The organism is Pseudoalteromonas sp. CNAT2-18.1, from assembly GCF_022347865.1.
Taxonomy (GTDB): domain Bacteria; phylum Pseudomonadota; class Gammaproteobacteria; order Enterobacterales; family Alteromonadaceae; genus Pseudoalteromonas; species Pseudoalteromonas ruthenica.
Genome location: NZ_JAKRFR010000003.1, coordinates 141084 through 158609 on the forward strand (window position 1 = coordinate 141084; position 17526 = coordinate 158609).

Here is a 17526-nt window from a genome sequence, read left to right on the forward strand (position 1 = left end):
TCAAACACTCAAATGATATAAATTCTCATTATCATTGACTATTTATCTAATATCGCTACACTGCGGGTATTAAAAAAGTGAACAGGAATGTCCTATGGTGCTCGTTATAATGCTTATTTTGGTTGCGCTGGTGTTTTGCGCTATCAGTGTATTTGCATTTTTACGTGCGAACTACTGCGCCTGCCACCATCAAGGCGAGTGCGACAACCCCGTAAGCCAATATTGGCTCGCTTCAATGCTGGCCTCGCTGGTAAGTTTTGGACTGTGTTGTATTGCCCTGCATACGACACAAGGCACCATGGTATGGTTTATACTAACGGGAAGTTGTTTTAGTGGCGCATTAATCGCCGCTAAGCGCCAAGGAAAAAAACAGTGTGAGCGTGCTAAGGCAGCAAGTGCTCCTTTAACAAACGAGACAAATTAAGGTCAAACTCTAAGGGAGAGGTGCTACCCAAGATTTTGATGTCGTCTTTGCTGATACTCAAATCGACGTCTTTGGCGGTAATGTGGTGACGGTGCTGAGTGTTATAAAACACCCGTACCTTAGGTTTGATAGGATTAGCCTCGTTGCCCTGCACTACTAGTGCCAGACGCTCATTGGTAAGTTTGACCAAGGTTCCCACAGGATGGATCCCGACACATTTTATAAAGCGCTGTACTAGGGCTTGGTCAAACATCGCCTTTTGCGCTAATAAGAAACGCAGTGCCGTTAGCGGCTCCTCACCTTTTTTATAGGGCTTATCTGCCACCATCGCCGCATACACATCCACCAGCGCTAAAATACGTGCTTCACGAGATAATTTATCGGCTTTGATACCACGCGGGTAGCCGCTGCCGTCTAACCGCTCATGATGGTTAACAACCATTTCTAACATCATGCTGGAGATGTGCTTTTGCCCTTTAAGCATGGTTAGGCTCAGCGCCACGTGTTTACGTACCGCCTTGGTTTCGAGCTCAGTGAGTTTACCTGGCTTTGATAGAATTCCTTGCGGTACTTTGGCAAGACCAATGTCATGCAACAAGGCCGCTAACGCCATTTGCCGCACTTTATTAATTTCGAAACCTAAATATTTGGCAAAAATAGCGGTCAAAATGGCGCAATTCATCATATGACGCCAAGTGTAGCTATTTCTATCGCGCAGCAGTGTCAGCGCGGCCATAGCGTCTGGATTACGAAAAACTGAGTCAACAATATCATCAGCGATACCACTGAGTAGTGCCATATTGACTTGCATGCCTGAGGTCAGCTCGTTGTACATGGCACGCAGTTTACCCAAGCTTTGATCATAGCAAGTGCTAGCAATGAGGAACTCTTGCTCTAACGTCGCCTGACTGTGATCACGGTCACTAAGCTTCGGCTTTTCTGCCTGGCTTGCGATATCTTGCGACTCGCCAGTGCGTTCTTTCTTAGACTTGGGTTTTAAATGCGTGGGAATGGGGATATCGCTTTGTGCGAAATCGATGGTCAGCTCTTCCACTCCCTCACTCAGCAGGCGCTTAATTATGGAAGCATCTCTGACCATGCCCCGGGTCTTTATCTTTATTGACGCACCTTGGGCCTGCTTATTTACCCGGTCAACAAACATGCCGGGTTTTAGCTCGCTAATAGGTAAGGAGATCAACATAGGGGACTGTACGAAAGCTGAATAAACTCAGATAAAATTACCACTAAATGGTAAATAAAGTCCATAAAAGGTGGTTAAAACCACCCTTTAGTCTTGGAAGTAAGTGCCCCAGCCATCGTATTCCACGCCGTTATCAGCGGCAATGGCTACCAGCTTATCAACATCTTCCATAATAACGTCGGCATCGAGCTCAGACTCAACCACCACATCAAAGCCCCAGATAGTTCCCCCTTCTTCGAGTTCCAACTCAGCCGGTTCTTCCACATCAAAGCCCGCCTTAAAAGCAGCTAACGCGGCGTTTTCTAGGGCATTGAAATCTTCACACACAAAGTGATGTTCTACCTCATATAAAATTTCCGGATTAGAGCCATCTTCAAGTAGGGATTCGACAATTTCTTCGCTAATTTCGCGCCAGTTTTCCATTATGTTCTCTCATTCAATTGCGCCAGTGTCTGAGCCATCAAGGCATGGAAATGATCCGCATATTCGCGCGGGCTCATCGAGGCATCCAATAATTGTGGCGCCAGCATTTTGATGTAAATAGTACCATTATCCCAGCGATTTAGCTTGATGGTTTTGTGGGTATCGCTCATTACTACCGGCACCACAGGGACCTTGGCATTGAGTGCGGTGTGAAACGCGCCGGTTTTAAATGGCAACAAGCCACGACCATAACTACGGGTACCCTCTGGAAACATCCACAGTGATAACCCGCCTTTTTTGAGCTTTTCGGTGGTTTTAGCAATGGTGGCCATCGCCCGCGAACGATTTGCACGATCGATAAGAATATTGCCCGACAACCAATAAATTTGGCCAAAAAATGGGATCCATTTTAAGCTTTTTTTACCCAAACTTACGGTATTACGCTGCAGAGCACCGGGGAGTAAAAATAAATCATAGTTATTCTGATGGTTAGCAACATAGACCGCAGGCGAACCAGTCACAATGGCTGGGTCTTTCTCAATAACAACATTCACCCCCAGCAACTTAGGCATCTTTGCATACCAGCTACCAATCACCCGCACGTTGTCACCGTGAAACGGGCGTACCAAGCACAAGATAAACCCCGCGATAAAGCTTAAGGGGACAAACACAGCCATGGCTAACAAACGCAATAAAGCCAGCACGATAAACTCCACATAACCTGAATTGTCGGCATTATACATAGGCGAATAATTTTAAGCGAACACTTGTACGCTGTTATTGCTTTCTCACTAAGTGCGCTATACGTGTTGGAAAAAAGCGATGCCACGCATCGGTTTTTATCGTTTCCAATTTCGCTGTCATTAAGGCCTTATAGACTACACTTGTTTAATCTTAGTTCATCTCCACAGCTCTATAGTAAGTGAATGAATTTATTACCGTTAGATTCCTTAAGGAGGACGATATGGGTAAGTGTCCAGTGATGCACGGCAGCCAAACCACGCAAGCAAAACCTAATACTGATTGGTGGCCCAACGCACTCAACCTCGATATTTTGCATCAGCACGATAGCAAAACAAGCCCCTACGGCGAGCATTTTAATTACGCTGAGGAGTTCAAAAAGCTCGACCTAGAGGCGGTGAAAAACGATCTTAAAACACTGATGACTGACAGCCAGGCATGGTGGCCTGCCGACTGGGGCCATTATGGTGGGTTGATGATTCGTATGGCTTGGCACTCCGCAGGTTCATATCGCCTTGCTGATGGTCGCGGTGGGGGTGGTACTGGTAACCAACGCTTTGCTCCGCTTAATTCATGGCCTGATAATGCCAATTTGGATAAAGCACGGCGATTACTGTGGCCTATCAAGAAAAAGTACGGTAACAAACTCTCGTGGGCCGATTTAATGATCCTTGCCGGCAACATGGCCTATGAGTCTATGGGATTGAAAACCTTTGGTTTCGCCGGTGGCCGCGAAGATATTTGGCACCCAGAAAAAGATGTGTATTGGGGTGCGGAAAAAGAGTGGCTAGCACCGAGCGATGAGCGCTACGACAATGTTGAGAAGCCGCAAAGTATGGAAAACCCTCTCGCCGCCGTGCAAATGGGGCTTATCTACGTCAACCCTGAGGGGGTTAATGGCGAACCAGACCCGCTCAAGACCGCTGCGCAAGTCAGAGAGACATTTGCCCGCATGGCCATGGATGACGAAGAAACTGCAGCCTTGACCGTCGGTGGTCATACTGTAGGCAAAACCCACGGTAATGGCGATGCCGAAATACTTGGCCCCGAGCCCGAAGCCGCCGATGTTTTCGAACAAGGGCTGGGTTGGAATAACCACCACCAGCGCGGGATCGGTCGCGATACGGTCACTTCAGGATTAGAAGGAGCATGGACCACCTACCCAACAAAATGGGATAACGGGTATTGCCACCTACTGCTTAACTACGAATGGCAGCTCAAGAAAAGCCCTGCGGGCGCTTGGCAGTGGGAGCCTATTGATATGAAAGAGGAAGATAAGCCCGTTGATGTTGAAGACCCATCCATTCGCTGCAATCCGATCATGACCGACGCCGATATGGCGATGAAGCTTGACCCCAGCTATCGCAAAATCATCGAGCGCTTTCACAACGACTTTGATTACTTTAGCGATGTCTTCGCCCGCGCTTGGTTTAAACTAACCCATCGTGATTTAGGCCCTAAATCTCGTTACCTCGGCGCCGATGTGCCAAATGAAGATTTAATTTGGCAAGACCCTATTCCTAGTGTCGATTACGTACTTAGTAGTTCCGAGCAGGCTGAACTTAAACAGCAAATACTGGCATGCCCAGTGAGTGCCGCCGACCTTATCTGCACCGCATGGGATAGTGCTCGCACCTTTCGTAGCTCAGACTATCGTGGCGGCGCCAATGGCGCGCGCATCCGTCTGGCACCACAAAAGGATTGGCTTGGCAACGAACCTGAACGCTTAAATCGAGTACTTGATGCCTTGGCGCAATTGCAAAGCACCTTAGACAAACCCATTAGCATGGCCGACCTCATTGTTCTCGGTGGCACTGCAGCCATTGAGCAAGCGGCAAAAGCCGGGGGCGTAGATATCAATGTGCCCTTTAGCGCAGGGCGCGGCGATGCGACCGATGAGATGACCGATGGTGAGTCATTCGAGCCACTGGAACCTATTCATGATGGCTATCGCAATTGGTTAAAACAAGACTACGCCGTTCCAGCGGAAGAGTTGTTACTTGAACGCACGCAGTTGATGGGCTTAACGGCACCGGAGATGACCGTGTTATTAGGCGGAATGCGTATGTTAGGCACTAATCATGGTGGCTCCAAGCACGGTGTGTTTACCGACCGTGAAGGGGTGCTGAGCAATGACTTCTTCGTCAACCTCACCGACATGGCATACCAGTGGCAGCCTAAAGAGAATGGTCTTTATGACATTGTTGAGCGCAGCACAGGCAAAGTGAAGTGGACCGCCACCCGCGTTGATCTGGTGTTTGGCTCAAACTCTATCCTGCGCAGTTATGCTGAGTTTTACGCTCAAGACGATAACAAAGAACGCTTTGTCCACGACTTTATCAAAGCCTGGGTTAAAGTAATGGACGCCGATCGCTTCGACTTGTAAGTGACAAAAGCCGTTAAAGTAAAAAGAGGGCCAAGGCCCTCTTTTTTAATCTTCGCTAAGCGTTTCCTCATCGGGCGCTTCACTGGCTTTGGTGCTCAGCTCTATATCACAGCCATCCACACGCTGTAGACCACGCGGAAGCTTATTGCCTCGGCGTCCGCGCTCTCCATAATAGTGTTCAAGGTCTGCGGGCTTAAGCGTTAGTTTGCGCTTGCCTGCATGCAAGGTCACGCTCGCACCCTCGGGAACTACGGTGAGCAACTTCACATACTCTTCGCGCGCCTGTACCTTGGCACTGGGTATAGAGATAATTTTATTCCCTTTCCCTTTGGCGAGCTTAGGCAAGTCTCGTAATGGGAACAGTAACATGCGACCTTCACTGGAAATAGCCATGCAGTAGTCTTTACTAACATCGTTCACAGCAATGGGCTGGAGCAATAACCCGCCTTTAGGCAAGCTTACCAGTGCCTTACCATTTTTGTTCTTACTGACCAAATCGGCAAATTCAGCAACGAAGCCGTAACCGGCATCACTGGCCATCAGTAACAGTTGCTCATTCTCTGCCATCACCGCGTGTTCAAGTGTGGCACCCGCAGCGATATTAAAGCGCCCCGACATCGGTTCACCCTGGCTGCGCGCTGAGGGCAGACTGTGTGCGTCGGTGGCAAAGGCGCGGCCACTGGAGTCGAGGAATACCGCCGGCTGATTGCTCTTGCCTTTGGCGCTGGCTTTAAACTTATCGCCTGCGCGATAGTTTAAGCCCTCAGCATCCACTTCATGGCCTTTGGCCACCCGCGCCCAGCCTTTTTCGGAAAGCACCACAGTGACCGACTCTGAAGGGATCAGGTCTTTTTCGCTCAGAGCTTTGGCTTCTTCACGTTCAACTACAGGCGAGCGGCGGTCATCACCGTATAACTCAGCCGCTTCTTGAATTTCTTTTTTCATTAGCGTCGACATACGGCGCTCTGAACCTAAGATCAGCTGCAGTTTGTCACGCTCTTGTTCCAACTCGTCTTGCTCGCCGCGAATTTTCATTTCTTCAAGCTTAGCAAGGTGGCGAAGTTTCAAATCGAGAATTGCTTCGGCTTGTTTTTCACTGAGGCCATAGCGCTCCATCAATACCGGCTTCGGCTCGTCCTCGCTGCGAATAATAGCAATGACTTCATCAATATTGAGGTAGGCAATCATCAAGCCTTCGAGAATATGCAGTCGCGCGAGCACTTTATCTAGGCGGTACTGCAACCGTCGACGCACCGTATCACGGCGGAAAGTCAGCCATTCGCTAAGAATACTGCGTAAGTCTTTCACTTGCGGTCGACCATCAAGACCGATCATATTGAGGTTAACGCGGTAGTTCTTTTCCAAATCCGTGGTGGCAAATAAATGCGCCATCAGCGGCTCGACTTTTACCCGGTTAGAGCGTGGCACCACAACGATGCGGGTCGGGTTTTCATGATCCGACTCGTCGCGTAAATCGGCCACCATCGGCAGTTTCTTTGCCGTCATTTGGTTGGCGATTTGCTCTAACACCTTGGCGCCTGAACACTGATGTGGCAATGCAGTGATCACTACTTCACCCTGCTCAATATGGTATTTAGCCCGCATTTTCAGTGAGCCACGGCCACTGGTGTAGAGCTTTTCAATGTCCGCCTTAGGAGTAATAATTTCCGCTTCGGTGGGGTAATCGGGTGCCTTAACCAGCTCCAGTAACTCCGCCAGTTCGGTCTTGGGTTTATCCAATAACAGACAACAGGCATTAGCCAATTCGCGCACATTGTGCGGTGGAATATCGGTTGCCATGCCCACAGCAATACCCGTTACCCCATTGAGTAAAATGTGCGGTAAGCGCGCAGGCAGTACCTCAGGCTCCTTCATGGTGCCATCGAAGTTGGGGATCCAATCAGCGGTGCCCTGGCCTAACTCTTTTAGTAGTACCTCAGAGAATTTTGACAACCGCGCTTCGGTATAACGCATCGCAGCAAAAGACTTAGGATCGTCTGCGGCCCCCCAGTTACCTTGACCATCAACTAACGGGTAACGATATGAAAAAGGCTGTGCCATCAGTACCATAGCTTCATAGCAAGCACTATCACCATGGGGGTGGTACTTACCGAGCACATCACCCACAGTACGAGCGGACTTTTTATATTTCGCCGCTGCAGAGAGCCCCAACTCACTCATTGCGTAGACAATGCGCCGTTGCACGGGCTTCAGACCATCACCAATATGAGGTAAGGCCCGGTCCATGATCACATACATGGAATAATTGAGGTAGGCGTCTTCGGTGAAGCGCCCCATGGTAAGTTGCTCTATGCCTTGTTGTGACAAGGTCGTTGTTTGTGTCATTGATACTTACCCAAACTTACTTCTTGTTATAGTGCACGCGGTAAATCGCGTTAGCGTAATCATCGGAGACCAGCAAGCTGCCATCGGCCATTTGCACCATGGCAACAGGTCGGCCAAAGGTTTCTTCGTTTTCCATAAAACCGCTTATAAATGGCTCGTAGCCAGTCACTTGGCCATCTTCTATCTTAGCCATCATAACCCGGTAGCCCGCTTTTTTACTGCGGTTCCACGAACCATGCTCAGCCACAAAAAGCTGTTTGTCATAGTCACTTGGAAATTGCTCACCAGTGTAAAAATGAATACCTAGTGGCGCCACGTGAGCACCTAAATTTAGCGCTGGCTGAGTGTAATCGGCAGCGTTTTTGCCTTTGCCGAACTCCGGATCCGGGATTGTACCACCGTGGAAGTATGGAAAGCCAAAATGTTGCCCTACTTCATCGATACGGTTAATTTCACACGGCGGAATATCATCACCCATCATGTCACGGCCGTTATCGCTGAACCACAGTTTGCCACTGTCTGGATGGAAATCGAAACCAACTGAATTACGCACCCCCTCTGCGAGGGTGGTAAGCTCTTTGCTCTCTAAATTCAGGGAGAAAATACGGCCAAATTCAGGGTCTTCTGCGCAGACGTTACAAGGCACACCGACAGGCACAATAAGCTCACCGCTGGGAGCGAAGCGAATAAACTTCCAACCGTGGTGGCGCTTATCGGGAAACTTGTCATACACCACTTCTAGTTTGGCTTTATCAAGCTTGTTGTCGATATCATCAAAGCGAATAATGCGCTCAACTTCAGCAACGTACAGTGCTCCGTCTTTATAGGCTATGCCCGAAGGCATGTTAAGACCTTCAGCAATCAGCACCTGTTTATCGGCGCGGCCGTCTTGGTCTTTATCAATTAAGGCGTAAACATTACCCGCTTTACGCGAACCGGCATAGACCACACCATTTTCGGAAATGGCTAGTTGCCGCGCGTTATCAACATTTAGCGCGTACGGCTCGATGGTGAAGCCTGCGGGAACCGACAGCCTGTCGGTGATATCTGTTGCCATCGCACTGCTGGCGAAAGTTAACCCAAGTAATGCACTAACAAGTTTGTTATTCATAAATCACCTTATTTCGACCGCTGTTCTTTGCTTGATAGAGTAGTTTGTCCACGGCGCTGAGCAGCGCTTTGGCAGAGTCATAATCATTACTGCGCTGCAGTACCCCAAAACTCGCCGTTACTCGTAACTCATGATTATTGCTTTTTACTGTATCCGAGCACAAACTATTGCGCAAACGCTCTGCGATCTCAACAGCTTGCTCAAGGTCGGTGTCTGGCAACACCACCAAAAACTCTTCCCCCCCTGTGCGCCCGAGCATATCGCTCTGGCGTACCATGTAGCTAAAACGTTTGGTCACACAGATTAATACATCGTCGCCAACGCTATGCCCAAACTCATCGTTAATACGTTTAAAATGATCAATATCGCAGGCGATCACAGAAAAAGGCTGATTGTCTTGCCACAAGCTATCGACTTTATCCATGATATGGCGACGATTTGCCACCGCCGTAAGACTATCGGTAACTGCAAGCGCGCGAAAGCGCTGTCGCAAACGATATTGTCGCCAAGAAAAAGCAAGCACGGTGATAAGCACTAAACTTCCGAGAAAAATGATTCCTTGCTGTAGTCGGTGTTGTCGCTCGGAGGCCTCGAGTTCAAGCTCTTGCAGCGACTGCTGCTGCGCCAAAATACGGTTATTAAGTTCTATTTGCTCGGTATCAAACTGCACTTTATGGCGCGCTTTGGCCACGGCTCCAACACTGTCGTAATGTTGTTCACTGGCCTGTATATACTGCTCTAACAAATCCACCGCTCTTGGGTAATCTTGCTGGCGCTTAGCCAACTGCGCTTTTAATTCCAGCAACTCCAAATTGCGATGGATACTGCCTTGCTCTGCTTGTGATTGCCGCTGTTGTTCGATATTGCGCAATATATGCTGAGCCTCTTCAAGGCGGTTTTGTTGCAAGCGAATACGCGCTTGCAAAAATTGATGGGCACGCTCATTAGCTGCATCTTCAACCACCCAAACCCAGTGCTCACTTTTATCTAATGCTTGGTCTGCTTGTTCGGTTTTCCCCATCTGCGCATAAGCAAGCGCCAACCCAAAGTAGGTAAAGTATTTACCTTGTGGGTCGTCGCGCTTAGCCCCAAGTGGCAACATTGCTTGAAAGTATTCCAATGCTGTTTGGGGGTCATTGAGTTCGATGTAAATAGAACCAATATTAAACAGCGACACCATTTGATCGAAGTACAAACCGTGCTCGCTAAAATAATTAAGCGCTTTAGTTTGCATAGCCAATGCTTGGTCGTAATCGAACAAGTACTCATGGGTTTTCGCCATACTTGATTCAAGATACGCGATTTGTAACTCTGAGCCGTGCTCGAGTAACAACCGATAAGCCCGAGAGAAATAGCCTAATGCTTTGATTTCTTGGTCGTTGTAAACGTAAAAAGTGCCGATGGCGCTGTACACTTCAGCTTGTAGAAGAGGGGCTAGGTCTTGGACTTGCTGCTCGGCTTGGCTGTAGAGTTCGGTAGCAGCGTCTAGCTTGCCTTGGCGGTCAAATAGTTGCGCACGGGCAAGCAACAGGAGTACTTGTTGTGACGGCCTAAGTTCATCTGCTGTGGCGATGAGCTTATCGGTTAAACGCTGTGCGTCACTATCGCGCCCTACAAGTAAGTAGTTGCTGACCAGCTCAAGTTCAAACGCTGCGCGTTGCAATGCACTGAGCCCGCTGTGGTTATCTAGTAATTGTTCGGTAAAGTTAACAGCTTCTACAGGGTCTTGAACGCTGTATTCATCCAATTCCTTGAGCTGCTGATTCAGCCACGCGTCGGAATACTGCTCTGGCTCGCTTGCCAGCGCCGAGCCGACAAACACAAGCAATAGTATATGCTGGCAAAGCAGTAATACGCGTTTCATAGCTATCCTTAATTTAATATGGTCTCGTTTAAATAGACCACACCGCAAGTAAAGGGAAGGTGAACGGCTAACACTCGAGTGTAATGTTAGCCGTGATATTGATTCTAGTTACACCTCAACTTGCGCTTTATCGCCGTGATTCTCAAGCCATTGGCGGCGATCGCCAGAGCGTTTTTTCGCCAGCAGCATATCCATCACCTCAACGGTGTGCTCCATCTCTTCAAGGGTAAGCTGCACCAAACGGCGAGTATTCGGATCCATGGTTGTTTCACGCAGTTGCAACGGGTTCATTTCCCCCAGACCCTTGAATCGTTGCACATTGACCTTGCCGCGTTTCTTTTCTGCTTCGATGCGATCCAAAATACCGGTTTTTTCGCCCTCATCTAGGGCATAGAAAACCTCTTTACCCACATCAATGCGATACAGAGGCGGCATGGCAACATAAACATGACCCTGGCGCACCAAGGTGGGGAAGTGTTTAACAAACAAAGCACATAACAAGGTGGCAATATGCAGTCCATCGGAGTCAGCATCGGCGAGAATACAAATTTTGCCGTAACGCAAGCCACTTAAATCGTCGCTGTCGGGGTCTATGCCTAATGCAACGGAGATATCATGCACTTCTTGCGATGCTAAAATTTGTCCGGATTCCACTTCCCAGGTATTCAGAATTTTCCCTCGTAGCGGCATAATCGCCTGGAAGTCTCTATCCCGGGCTTGTTTGGCTGAGCCGCCTGCTGAGTCCCCTTCCACTAAAAATAATTCAGTGCGCTCACTTTCGTTACTGCTGCAATCGGTCAACTTACCGGGCAAAGCGGGGCCTTGCGTAACCTTTTTACGCACCACTTTTTTGGCGGCGCGCATACGTTTTTGAGCGTTACTAATACATAACTCAGCAAGGAGCTCGGCAATATCGGTGTGCTCATTTAGCCACAGGCTAAAGGAGTCTTTAACCACCCCAGAAACAAACGCTGAGCACGAACGTGACGACAGCTTTTCTTTAGTTTGTCCGGCGAATTGTGGGTCTTGCATTTTTACCGATAATACATAGGAGCACTTTTCCCAGATATCTTCTGGCGTCAGACGTACACCACGGGGCAACAAGTTGCGGAATTCGCAGAACTCTCGCATTGCCTCGAGCAAGCCTTGACGCAAGCCATTAACATGGGTGCCGCCTTGTGCGGTAGGAATGAGGTTAACGTAGCTTTCGGTGATCGATTCACCGCCCTCTGGCAGCCACAACAAGGCCCAATCCACTCCTTCCGTGGCACCACTAAACTCACCGGTAAATGGCTGTTTAGGCAGTGCTTCAAAGTCTTTGGTTGCGTCTTTAATGTAATCTTGTAGGCCCGCCTCGTAGTACCACTCCTGGGTTTCTTTGTTTTGCTTGTTGATAAAGCGTATACGCAAGCCAGGACACAGTACCGCCTTGGCTTTGAGAATATGATTGAGTTTAGAAAGCGAAAAATTCGCAGAATCGAAATACTTTGGGTCGGGCCAAAAGCGAACGGACGTACCGGTATTACGCTTACCCACAGTCCCGGTGACTTCTAAGTCTTTCACCTTATCGCCATCGGCGAAGGCAATCTCATACACTTGCCCGTCGCGACGCACAGTCACTTCAACACGTGTTGACAGCGCATTGACCACTGAAATACCCACGCCGTGCAAACCACCAGAGAACTGGTAGCTTTTGTTAGAGAACTTACCACCGGCGTGAAGCTTAGTTAAAATCAGTTCAACCCCTGGGATCCCCTCTTCAGGGTGAATATCCACCGGCATACCACGACCATCATCAATGACCTCTAACGAGTTATCCTCATGTAAAATGACATCTACCTTACTGGCATGTCCGGCCAGCGCCTCATCAACACTGTTATCGATCACTTCTTGACTGAGGTGGTTAGGGCGCGTGGTGTCGGTGTACATCCCCGGGCGGCGTTGCACCGGCTCGAGACCATTTAATACTTCAATTGCTTCGGCGTTGTAATTCTGCTGGCTCATATTTTTATTCGTTAACGGCCTTAGTGGTTAGAGAGATATTCAGAAATTGCATTATATGGGTAAAGTAGCGCTCAAACCCAATAAAACTGTGGTTGCCACCCGCTTCTACTCGTTGTTTACAACCTTGATAGTAAGCGACAGCCTGCTCATAGGGTAGCACTTCGTCACCTTCTTGTTGTAACAAAAACAGCAGCTCGGGGGAAGTTAATTGCTGTAAATAAAGCCCCTGCAAGGCCTGCATGTGAGTGTGATTCAGCTCATAGCTATAATTTTGATAGGGGTTGTACTGCACCCCGCGATACTCATCGAGCAGCTCAAAAGGGCGTACGGCAGGGTTTATCACCACGCTCGGTAAATGATAACGCTGCGATAAATACGTAGCATAAAAGCCACCAAGCGAACTGCCGATTAAGGCGGTGTCTTCATCCACCAACGCGCTCAAGTGGGCGATCGCCTGCTCTGGGTCATGGCTGAGACGTGGCACAATATATTGCCCCTGCCAAGTACGTAAGTGCTCACCAAGCTGCACTGCTTTGTGGGAGCGCTCAGAACTATTGAAGCCATGAATATAAATTAATTTGCGAGCCATTCGACCTCTGTGATGGGGGCTTTATTGGCCACAAGACGCACGCGACGATACCCTGGGCCGAGATTTTCTTGCTGCCAACTCGCTGCATTTTTTACAAATTGTACCGAGGTGGCAGGGGTGCCGAACACCTCAACACCTTGGTAATCATGGTGGTAATCATGATGTGTATGGCCATGTAGCACGGTTGCGCTGCGACTACGCGTCTCGATGCATTGCAATAACGCATCACCATTTTCAAGAATATGCTTATCTAAATAACCGTGAATAGGCAATGGGTGGTGATGGGTAATAAACACCTGCTGAGAAGCGGCTGTATCAATGGCATCACCAAGCTCAGCCAAATGATTCTCTGCCACCCACCCTGCCGGTGTATCGCCTTTGCTATTAATCAGTAAAACTTGGCCACAAGCATGCTCAATGCGTTTTTCAGGACGAATTTGCCCTCCAGTTATGGCACTGAGCTGGCTAAGCTCATCATGATTCCCCGGTACCCAAAATACCGGGCACTGTAGCGCACTGTTGGCCACCAGCTCAGCAAATAGTTGATAAGATTCAGGGCTATGGTCTTGGGTAAGATCGCCACCGAAAACCACAAAATCAAATGCCTCAGCGGCCATGGCCGCCAGCGTTTGTTGTAAATGCTGCGCTGTACGCACACCAAAGTACTGCTCTTGCGGCTGCGCAAATAAATGCGCATCGGTAAAGTGCGCGAAGTTTAGCTCAGTACTGGCAGGGCAAAAATAAGGGGATTCAAACCAAGCCACTGTTACAATCCCAATCTAAAACCGCTTCGCCATGTGACATACAAAAACTCAACCAGTCATGCAAAAACGCATTAACTTGGTATTTTTCGTCTTTATGATGCATTTTCGGGTTCGGGTAACCATAAGATGGCTTAATTCGCGTATGGTAGTTTGGATGCACTACCTCTGCGACCTTGGCATCGTGATAAATGCGAACATTCATTGGCGGTGTGAATAGGCCCTCCACCGCTCCTTGCACTTGAGTAATACAAATATCAGTGGTGTATTTGGCAGCCTGCTCAATCACAACCTCATATTGCTCGTTGGCGATAGTGAGTAGCTGCGATGCGCCCGTTGTGCCAGCGCTTGGCAAAATGCGCATCACGTTGGCATAGTTGCGCTCACACAAAGTGAGGTATTTAGGCAGGGATTGAATGTACCCTGCTTTTCTTTGTACTGTCACTCACCGCCCCATTGCTGTTGAATTCGCTGCTCATTGAGTGCTAACCATTGTAGACTAATCACTGTTGCGGCGTTATCAATTTCCCCGTTGTTTAGGCGCGCCATTGCCTCATCAACAGCCATCACATGTACTTTAATATCTTCACCTTCATCATCCAGTCCGTGCACCGTGCCACCGATTCCTGATAAATCAGTTTGCGCTAAATACAAATACAACCGCTCTGTTGTCCCGCCGGGGCTCGAAAGGTATGACAGCATGAAGTCCAATTGCTGCAATTCCAAACCCGCTTCTTCTTGCGCTTCTTTACGCACTACCGCCGGGTAATCTTCACTGCCATCAGCCATGCCAGCAATACATTCTAATAGCCAGGGGTTGTCTTTGGTTGCCAAGGCGCCTATGCGAATTTGCTCGACGAGTAACACCGAGCGCGTTGCTGGATCATAAGGCAACACGGCCACAGCATGACCGCGTTCAAATATTTCACGCTCAATGATTGCACTGGTGCCACCGGCAAATAATGCGTGTTTGAAACGGTACTTATCGATTTTGAAAAAACCTTTAAACACTTCTTCGGTGCTCTCTATGGTCACGTCGCCTTTATCGAACTGATTGATTTTATTCATTTTATACTCGCCACCCCACTTGGCCAAAAAGTTTATAAGTCAACGGTCGCGTTTACCCTTCCGCGAAAATTATATTCTGTTACACTTAAGCGCAGTCAATTTACGTTTTTGCTTTTCGCAAATCGCGAGAAACACGATAACATGCTCCTAATTCGCTGAATATTCTAAGGACTGTACTGATAATGAAAAAGACACTACTGACCACGCTGATTGCATTGAGCTGCAGCTTTAGCACTTACAGTCATGCTGAAGACCTAATGCAGGTGTACGAAATTGCACTTGAGAACGATCCCGTTGTTTTAAAAGCTAAAGCTAACGCCGAAGCACAAGAGCATAACACAGACCGTGCACTGAGCGCGTTGTTGCCTCAGCTTGGTTTCAGCATGGGCTACACCAAATCAGAAAGTGATAGCTACGAGTTTGATGACGACTTGCTACAACTGGTCAAGGTTGACAGCGAGCGCGATACCTTTTCTCGTGAGATTGGCTTAAGCCAAGCCATATTCGACCTTAACGCATGGCGCTCATTGGATATTGCCGAGAAGCAAGCTCTGCAACAAAAGACCGTATACGACCAAGCGCAACAAGCGCTGATTGTGCGTGTCGCACAGGGCTATTTTGAAGTATTAGCTGCCATTGATACCTTAGAATTTGTGCAAGCAGAAAAACGCGCTATCGAACGCCAGCTCGAGCAAACCAAGCAGCGTTTCGCGGTAGGCCTAACTGCCATTACCGATGTACACGAAGCGCAAGCGCAATTCGATAACTCAGTCGCTCGCGAAATCGTCGCTAAAAACGATGTTGAAACAGCGCGCGAAAAACTCCGTGAAATCACCGGTAAGTACCACGCCAAACTTGACCAGCTTGATACTGAAACTTTCTCTACGGTGAAGCCGAATAAAGCCACCGAGGACTTTGTTACTCTGGCTAAAGCGAACAACTTAGAGCTGCAAGTTGCTAAAGCATCGGTTGATATCGCCAAACAACAAATCGATTTGGCGCAAACAGGTCACTATCCGAAGCTGACTCTCAATGCAGCCTACGGCGATTCATTAGTTAATAGTGAGCGCACTATCATGGGCCAAACCGTTGTTAATGACCATGTTCCGCGTGGCGACACAGCGTCAGTGGGCTTAAACTTCGAACTTCCACTTTACTCTGGTGGAGCAACAGTGGCTTCAACTGACCAAGCACGTGCCCTTTATGTTGTTGCCAGTGAAGACTTAGAAGCGACCCTGCGCGGGGTAACGCGAACCACGATTACCTCGTATAACCAAGTGGTGTCTGATATCGCTACCTACAGAGCATTAGAGCAAGCTGTGGTTTCCGCAGAAAGCGCCTTACAGGCTACGGAAGCTGGTTTCGAAGTGGGTACGCGAACCATTGTGGATGTATTGATTAGCACCCAGAACCTTTACAATGCCAAACGTAACTTAGCCGATGTGCGTTACCGCTATGTGGTATCGACTCTGGCACTGAAACAAGCTGCGGGCACGCTTACCGCTGAGGACCTACAGGCAATAAACCAAGGCCTGAAGCCACAAAGCTAACGCGTCAAGATAAAGCCAGTGCCCAGCACTGGCTTTGTTATATGAATAACGTATACTGTCCGCCATCTACAACGGTGAATAACAACTACAGTGGTCAACAAAGCAACTTTCCAACTTGCCTTCTTAACCCCCAAGTATTGGCCAAGCTGGCTCTCCATTTTTTTACTTTACACCCTTAGCTGGCTACCACAATCCTGGCAATTAGCCTTAGGGCGTGCATTAGGTCGTTTAGTGCATCGGTTTGTAAAAAAACGCCGAAAAATTGCTGAAGTCAACATTGCCTTATGCTACCCAGAGTTAACAGAAGCCGAGCGCGCCGAGTTGGTGCTTAAGAATATGGAAAACACCGGCATGGCCATTTTTGAAAGTGCCATGGCATGGTGGTGGCCCGCATGGCGAGTAAAACGAGTGATGGGGTCCATCACCGGATTAGAGCATGTAGATCAAGCCAATAAAGACGGTAAAGGTGTGCTGTTATTGGTGCCTCATATTCTGCATTTAGAAATGGCCTCTCGCGTAATGGGATTAGAGCGCCAAGGCGTGGCTTTTTATCGCCCCCATAACAATGCCTTAATGGATTACTTTACCGCCAAGGGACGTTTGCGTTCGAACGAGTATTTGGTTGGAAAGCGTGATGTTAAGTCTTTACTTAAAGCTCTAAAAGATAAAAAGTTTTGCTACTACCTGCCGGACCAAGATTATGGCCGCAATCGCAGTGTTTTTGCGCCTTTTTTTGCCGTCAAAGAGGCAGCAACCACCACAGGTACACTATTATTTGCAAATAGTCGCCATTGCCGAACACTGAGCATTATGACTCACCGAGACGCACAGGGAAAATATCACCTCGCGGTGCAACCTCCGCTAGAGAACTTCCCCAGTGGCGATGATGTGCATGATGTCACGCAAGTAAACCAGCGTATGGAGCAAGCCATTAATAATGCACCTGAGCAATATATGTGGCTACACCGGCGCTTTAAGACGCGCCCTGACGAGCATGCACCGTCTTATTATCGCTAGTCAATAACAACAATGACCAACTATGCTTAACAATAACAACA

Annotated in this window: 15 protein-coding genes; 4 read left to right on the forward strand and 11 right to left on the reverse strand. The window is 48.5% G+C overall.

From position 1 onward, the window contains the following. Positions 1-94: 94 nt before the first annotated feature. On the forward strand, positions 95-424 hold the full coding sequence (locus MHM94_RS07470; RefSeq protein ID WP_235419360.1) for a hypothetical protein: 330 nt from the start codon (positions 95-97) through the stop codon (positions 422-424). Here the strand turns inward: MHM94_RS07470 and MHM94_RS07475 are convergent. The 3 genes from MHM94_RS07475 to MHM94_RS07485 form a co-directional block, all read right to left on the reverse strand. Beyond that, complete coding sequence (locus MHM94_RS07475) at positions 384-1625, reverse strand: HD-GYP domain-containing protein (protein ID WP_235419359.1); 1242 nt, start codon at positions 1623-1625, stop codon at positions 384-386. The two genes, MHM94_RS07470 and MHM94_RS07475, sit on opposite strands and share 41 nt — an antisense overlap. Before the next feature lie 87 nt (positions 1626-1712). Next, positions 1713-2048, reverse strand: coding sequence for a ribonuclease E inhibitor RraB (rraB, locus tag MHM94_RS07480; RefSeq protein ID WP_022946294.1), 336 nt, complete (start codon positions 2046-2048; stop codon positions 1713-1715). Beyond that, complete coding sequence (locus tag MHM94_RS07485; protein WP_026111301.1) at positions 2048-2752, reverse strand: 1-acylglycerol-3-phosphate O-acyltransferase; 705 nt, start codon at positions 2750-2752, stop codon at positions 2048-2050. Before MHM94_RS07485 ends, rraB begins: the two co-directional genes overlap by 1 nt. Positions 2753-3012: 260 nt before the next feature. Here MHM94_RS07485 and katG point away from each other — a divergent pair, with 260 nt between their 5' ends. After that, on the forward strand, positions 3013-5175 hold the full coding sequence (gene katG / locus MHM94_RS07490) for a catalase/peroxidase HPI (RefSeq protein ID WP_235419358.1): 2163 nt from the start codon (positions 3013-3015) through the stop codon (positions 5173-5175). A gap of 45 nt (positions 5176-5220) precedes the next feature. On the opposite strand, the gene parC is transcribed toward katG, so the two are convergent. From parC to MHM94_RS07530, 8 genes are all read right to left on the reverse strand, one after another. Then, positions 5221-7521: a DNA topoisomerase IV subunit A gene (gene parC / locus MHM94_RS07495; RefSeq protein WP_235419357.1), complete on the reverse strand. Its 2301-nt coding sequence runs from the start codon at positions 7519-7521 to the stop codon at positions 5221-5223. A 16-nt stretch (positions 7522-7537) separates the two neighbouring features. Continuing rightward, a complete protein-coding gene (locus MHM94_RS07500) occupies positions 7538-8632 on the reverse strand; it encodes a PQQ-dependent sugar dehydrogenase (protein ID WP_235419356.1) in 1095 nt (364 codons plus the stop codon). Beyond that, complete coding sequence (locus MHM94_RS07505; protein ID WP_235419355.1) at positions 8625-10496, reverse strand: GGDEF domain-containing protein; 1872 nt, start codon at positions 10494-10496, stop codon at positions 8625-8627. Before MHM94_RS07505 ends, MHM94_RS07500 begins: the two co-directional genes overlap by 8 nt. A 108-nt stretch (positions 10497-10604) precedes the next feature. After that, entirely contained in the window at positions 10605-12500 is a 1896-nt protein-coding gene (gene parE, locus MHM94_RS07510) for a DNA topoisomerase IV subunit B (RefSeq protein WP_053910599.1), read from the reverse strand. 4 nt (positions 12501-12504) lie between these two features. Beyond that, complete coding sequence (locus MHM94_RS07515) at positions 12505-13089, reverse strand: YqiA/YcfP family alpha/beta fold hydrolase (protein WP_151173138.1); 585 nt, start codon at positions 13087-13089, stop codon at positions 12505-12507. Next, a complete protein-coding gene (locus MHM94_RS07520; RefSeq protein WP_235419354.1) occupies positions 13074-13853 on the reverse strand; it encodes a metallophosphoesterase in 780 nt (259 codons plus the stop codon). The genes MHM94_RS07515 and MHM94_RS07520 overlap by 16 nt, the downstream gene beginning before the upstream one ends. Next, positions 13840-14214 carry a DUF1249 domain-containing protein gene (locus MHM94_RS07525; RefSeq protein WP_081604455.1) on the reverse strand — a complete coding sequence of 125 codons (375 nt, stop codon included), beginning with the start codon at positions 14212-14214 and terminating at the stop codon, positions 13840-13842. The genes MHM94_RS07520 and MHM94_RS07525 overlap by 14 nt, the downstream gene beginning before the upstream one ends. Before the next feature lie 77 nt (positions 14215-14291). Then, positions 14292-14918, reverse strand: coding sequence for an NUDIX domain-containing protein (locus MHM94_RS07530; protein ID WP_151173140.1), 627 nt, complete (start codon positions 14916-14918; stop codon positions 14292-14294). A 182-nt stretch (positions 14919-15100) separates the two neighbouring features. Between MHM94_RS07530 and tolC the strand changes: the two genes are divergently transcribed. After that, complete coding sequence (gene tolC / locus MHM94_RS07535; RefSeq protein WP_235419353.1) at positions 15101-16468, forward strand: outer membrane channel protein TolC; 1368 nt, start codon at positions 15101-15103, stop codon at positions 16466-16468. Between the two features lie 90 nt (positions 16469-16558). Then, positions 16559-17485, forward strand: a complete 927-nt coding sequence (gene lpxL, locus MHM94_RS07540) for an LpxL/LpxP family Kdo(2)-lipid IV(A) lauroyl/palmitoleoyl acyltransferase (RefSeq protein ID WP_151173142.1) — start codon at positions 16559-16561, stop codon at positions 17483-17485. Positions 17486-17526 lie beyond the last annotated feature (41 nt).

Excerpts from the sequence above, each read along its gene's own strand:
- MHM94_RS07475 (WP_235419359.1), bottom strand. The coding sequence starts at position 1,625 with ATGTTGATCTCCTTACCTATTAGCGAGCTAAAACCCGGCATGTTTGTT.
- rraB (WP_022946294.1), bottom strand. The coding sequence starts at position 2,048 with ATGGAAAACTGGCGCGAAATTAGCGAAGAAATTGTCGAATCCCTACTT.
- katG (WP_235419358.1), top strand. The coding sequence starts at position 3,013 with ATGGGTAAGTGTCCAGTGATGCACGGCAGCCAAACCACGCAAGCAAAA.
- MHM94_RS07505 (WP_235419355.1), bottom strand. The coding sequence starts at position 10,496 with ATGAAACGCGTATTACTGCTTTGCCAGCATATACTATTGCTTGTGTTT.
- parC (WP_235419357.1), bottom strand. The coding sequence starts at position 7,521 with ATGACACAAACAACGACCTTGTCACAACAAGGCATAGAGCAACTTACC.
- MHM94_RS07525 (WP_081604455.1), bottom strand. The coding sequence starts at position 14,214 with ATGCGCATTTTGCCAAGCGCTGGCACAACGGGCGCATCGCAGCTACTC.
- parE (WP_053910599.1), bottom strand. The coding sequence starts at position 12,500 with ATGAGCCAGCAGAATTACAACGCCGAAGCAATTGAAGTATTAAATGGT.
- MHM94_RS07515 (WP_151173138.1), bottom strand. The coding sequence starts at position 13,089 with ATGGCTCGCAAATTAATTTATATTCATGGCTTCAATAGTTCTGAGCGC.
- tolC (WP_235419353.1), top strand. The coding sequence starts at position 15,101 with ATGAAAAAGACACTACTGACCACGCTGATTGCATTGAGCTGCAGCTTT.
- MHM94_RS07470 (WP_235419360.1), top strand. The coding sequence starts at position 95 with ATGGTGCTCGTTATAATGCTTATTTTGGTTGCGCTGGTGTTTTGCGCT.
- MHM94_RS07500 (WP_235419356.1), bottom strand. The coding sequence starts at position 8,632 with ATGAATAACAAACTTGTTAGTGCATTACTTGGGTTAACTTTCGCCAGC.
- MHM94_RS07530 (WP_151173140.1), bottom strand. The coding sequence starts at position 14,918 with ATGAATAAAATCAATCAGTTCGATAAAGGCGACGTGACCATAGAGAGC.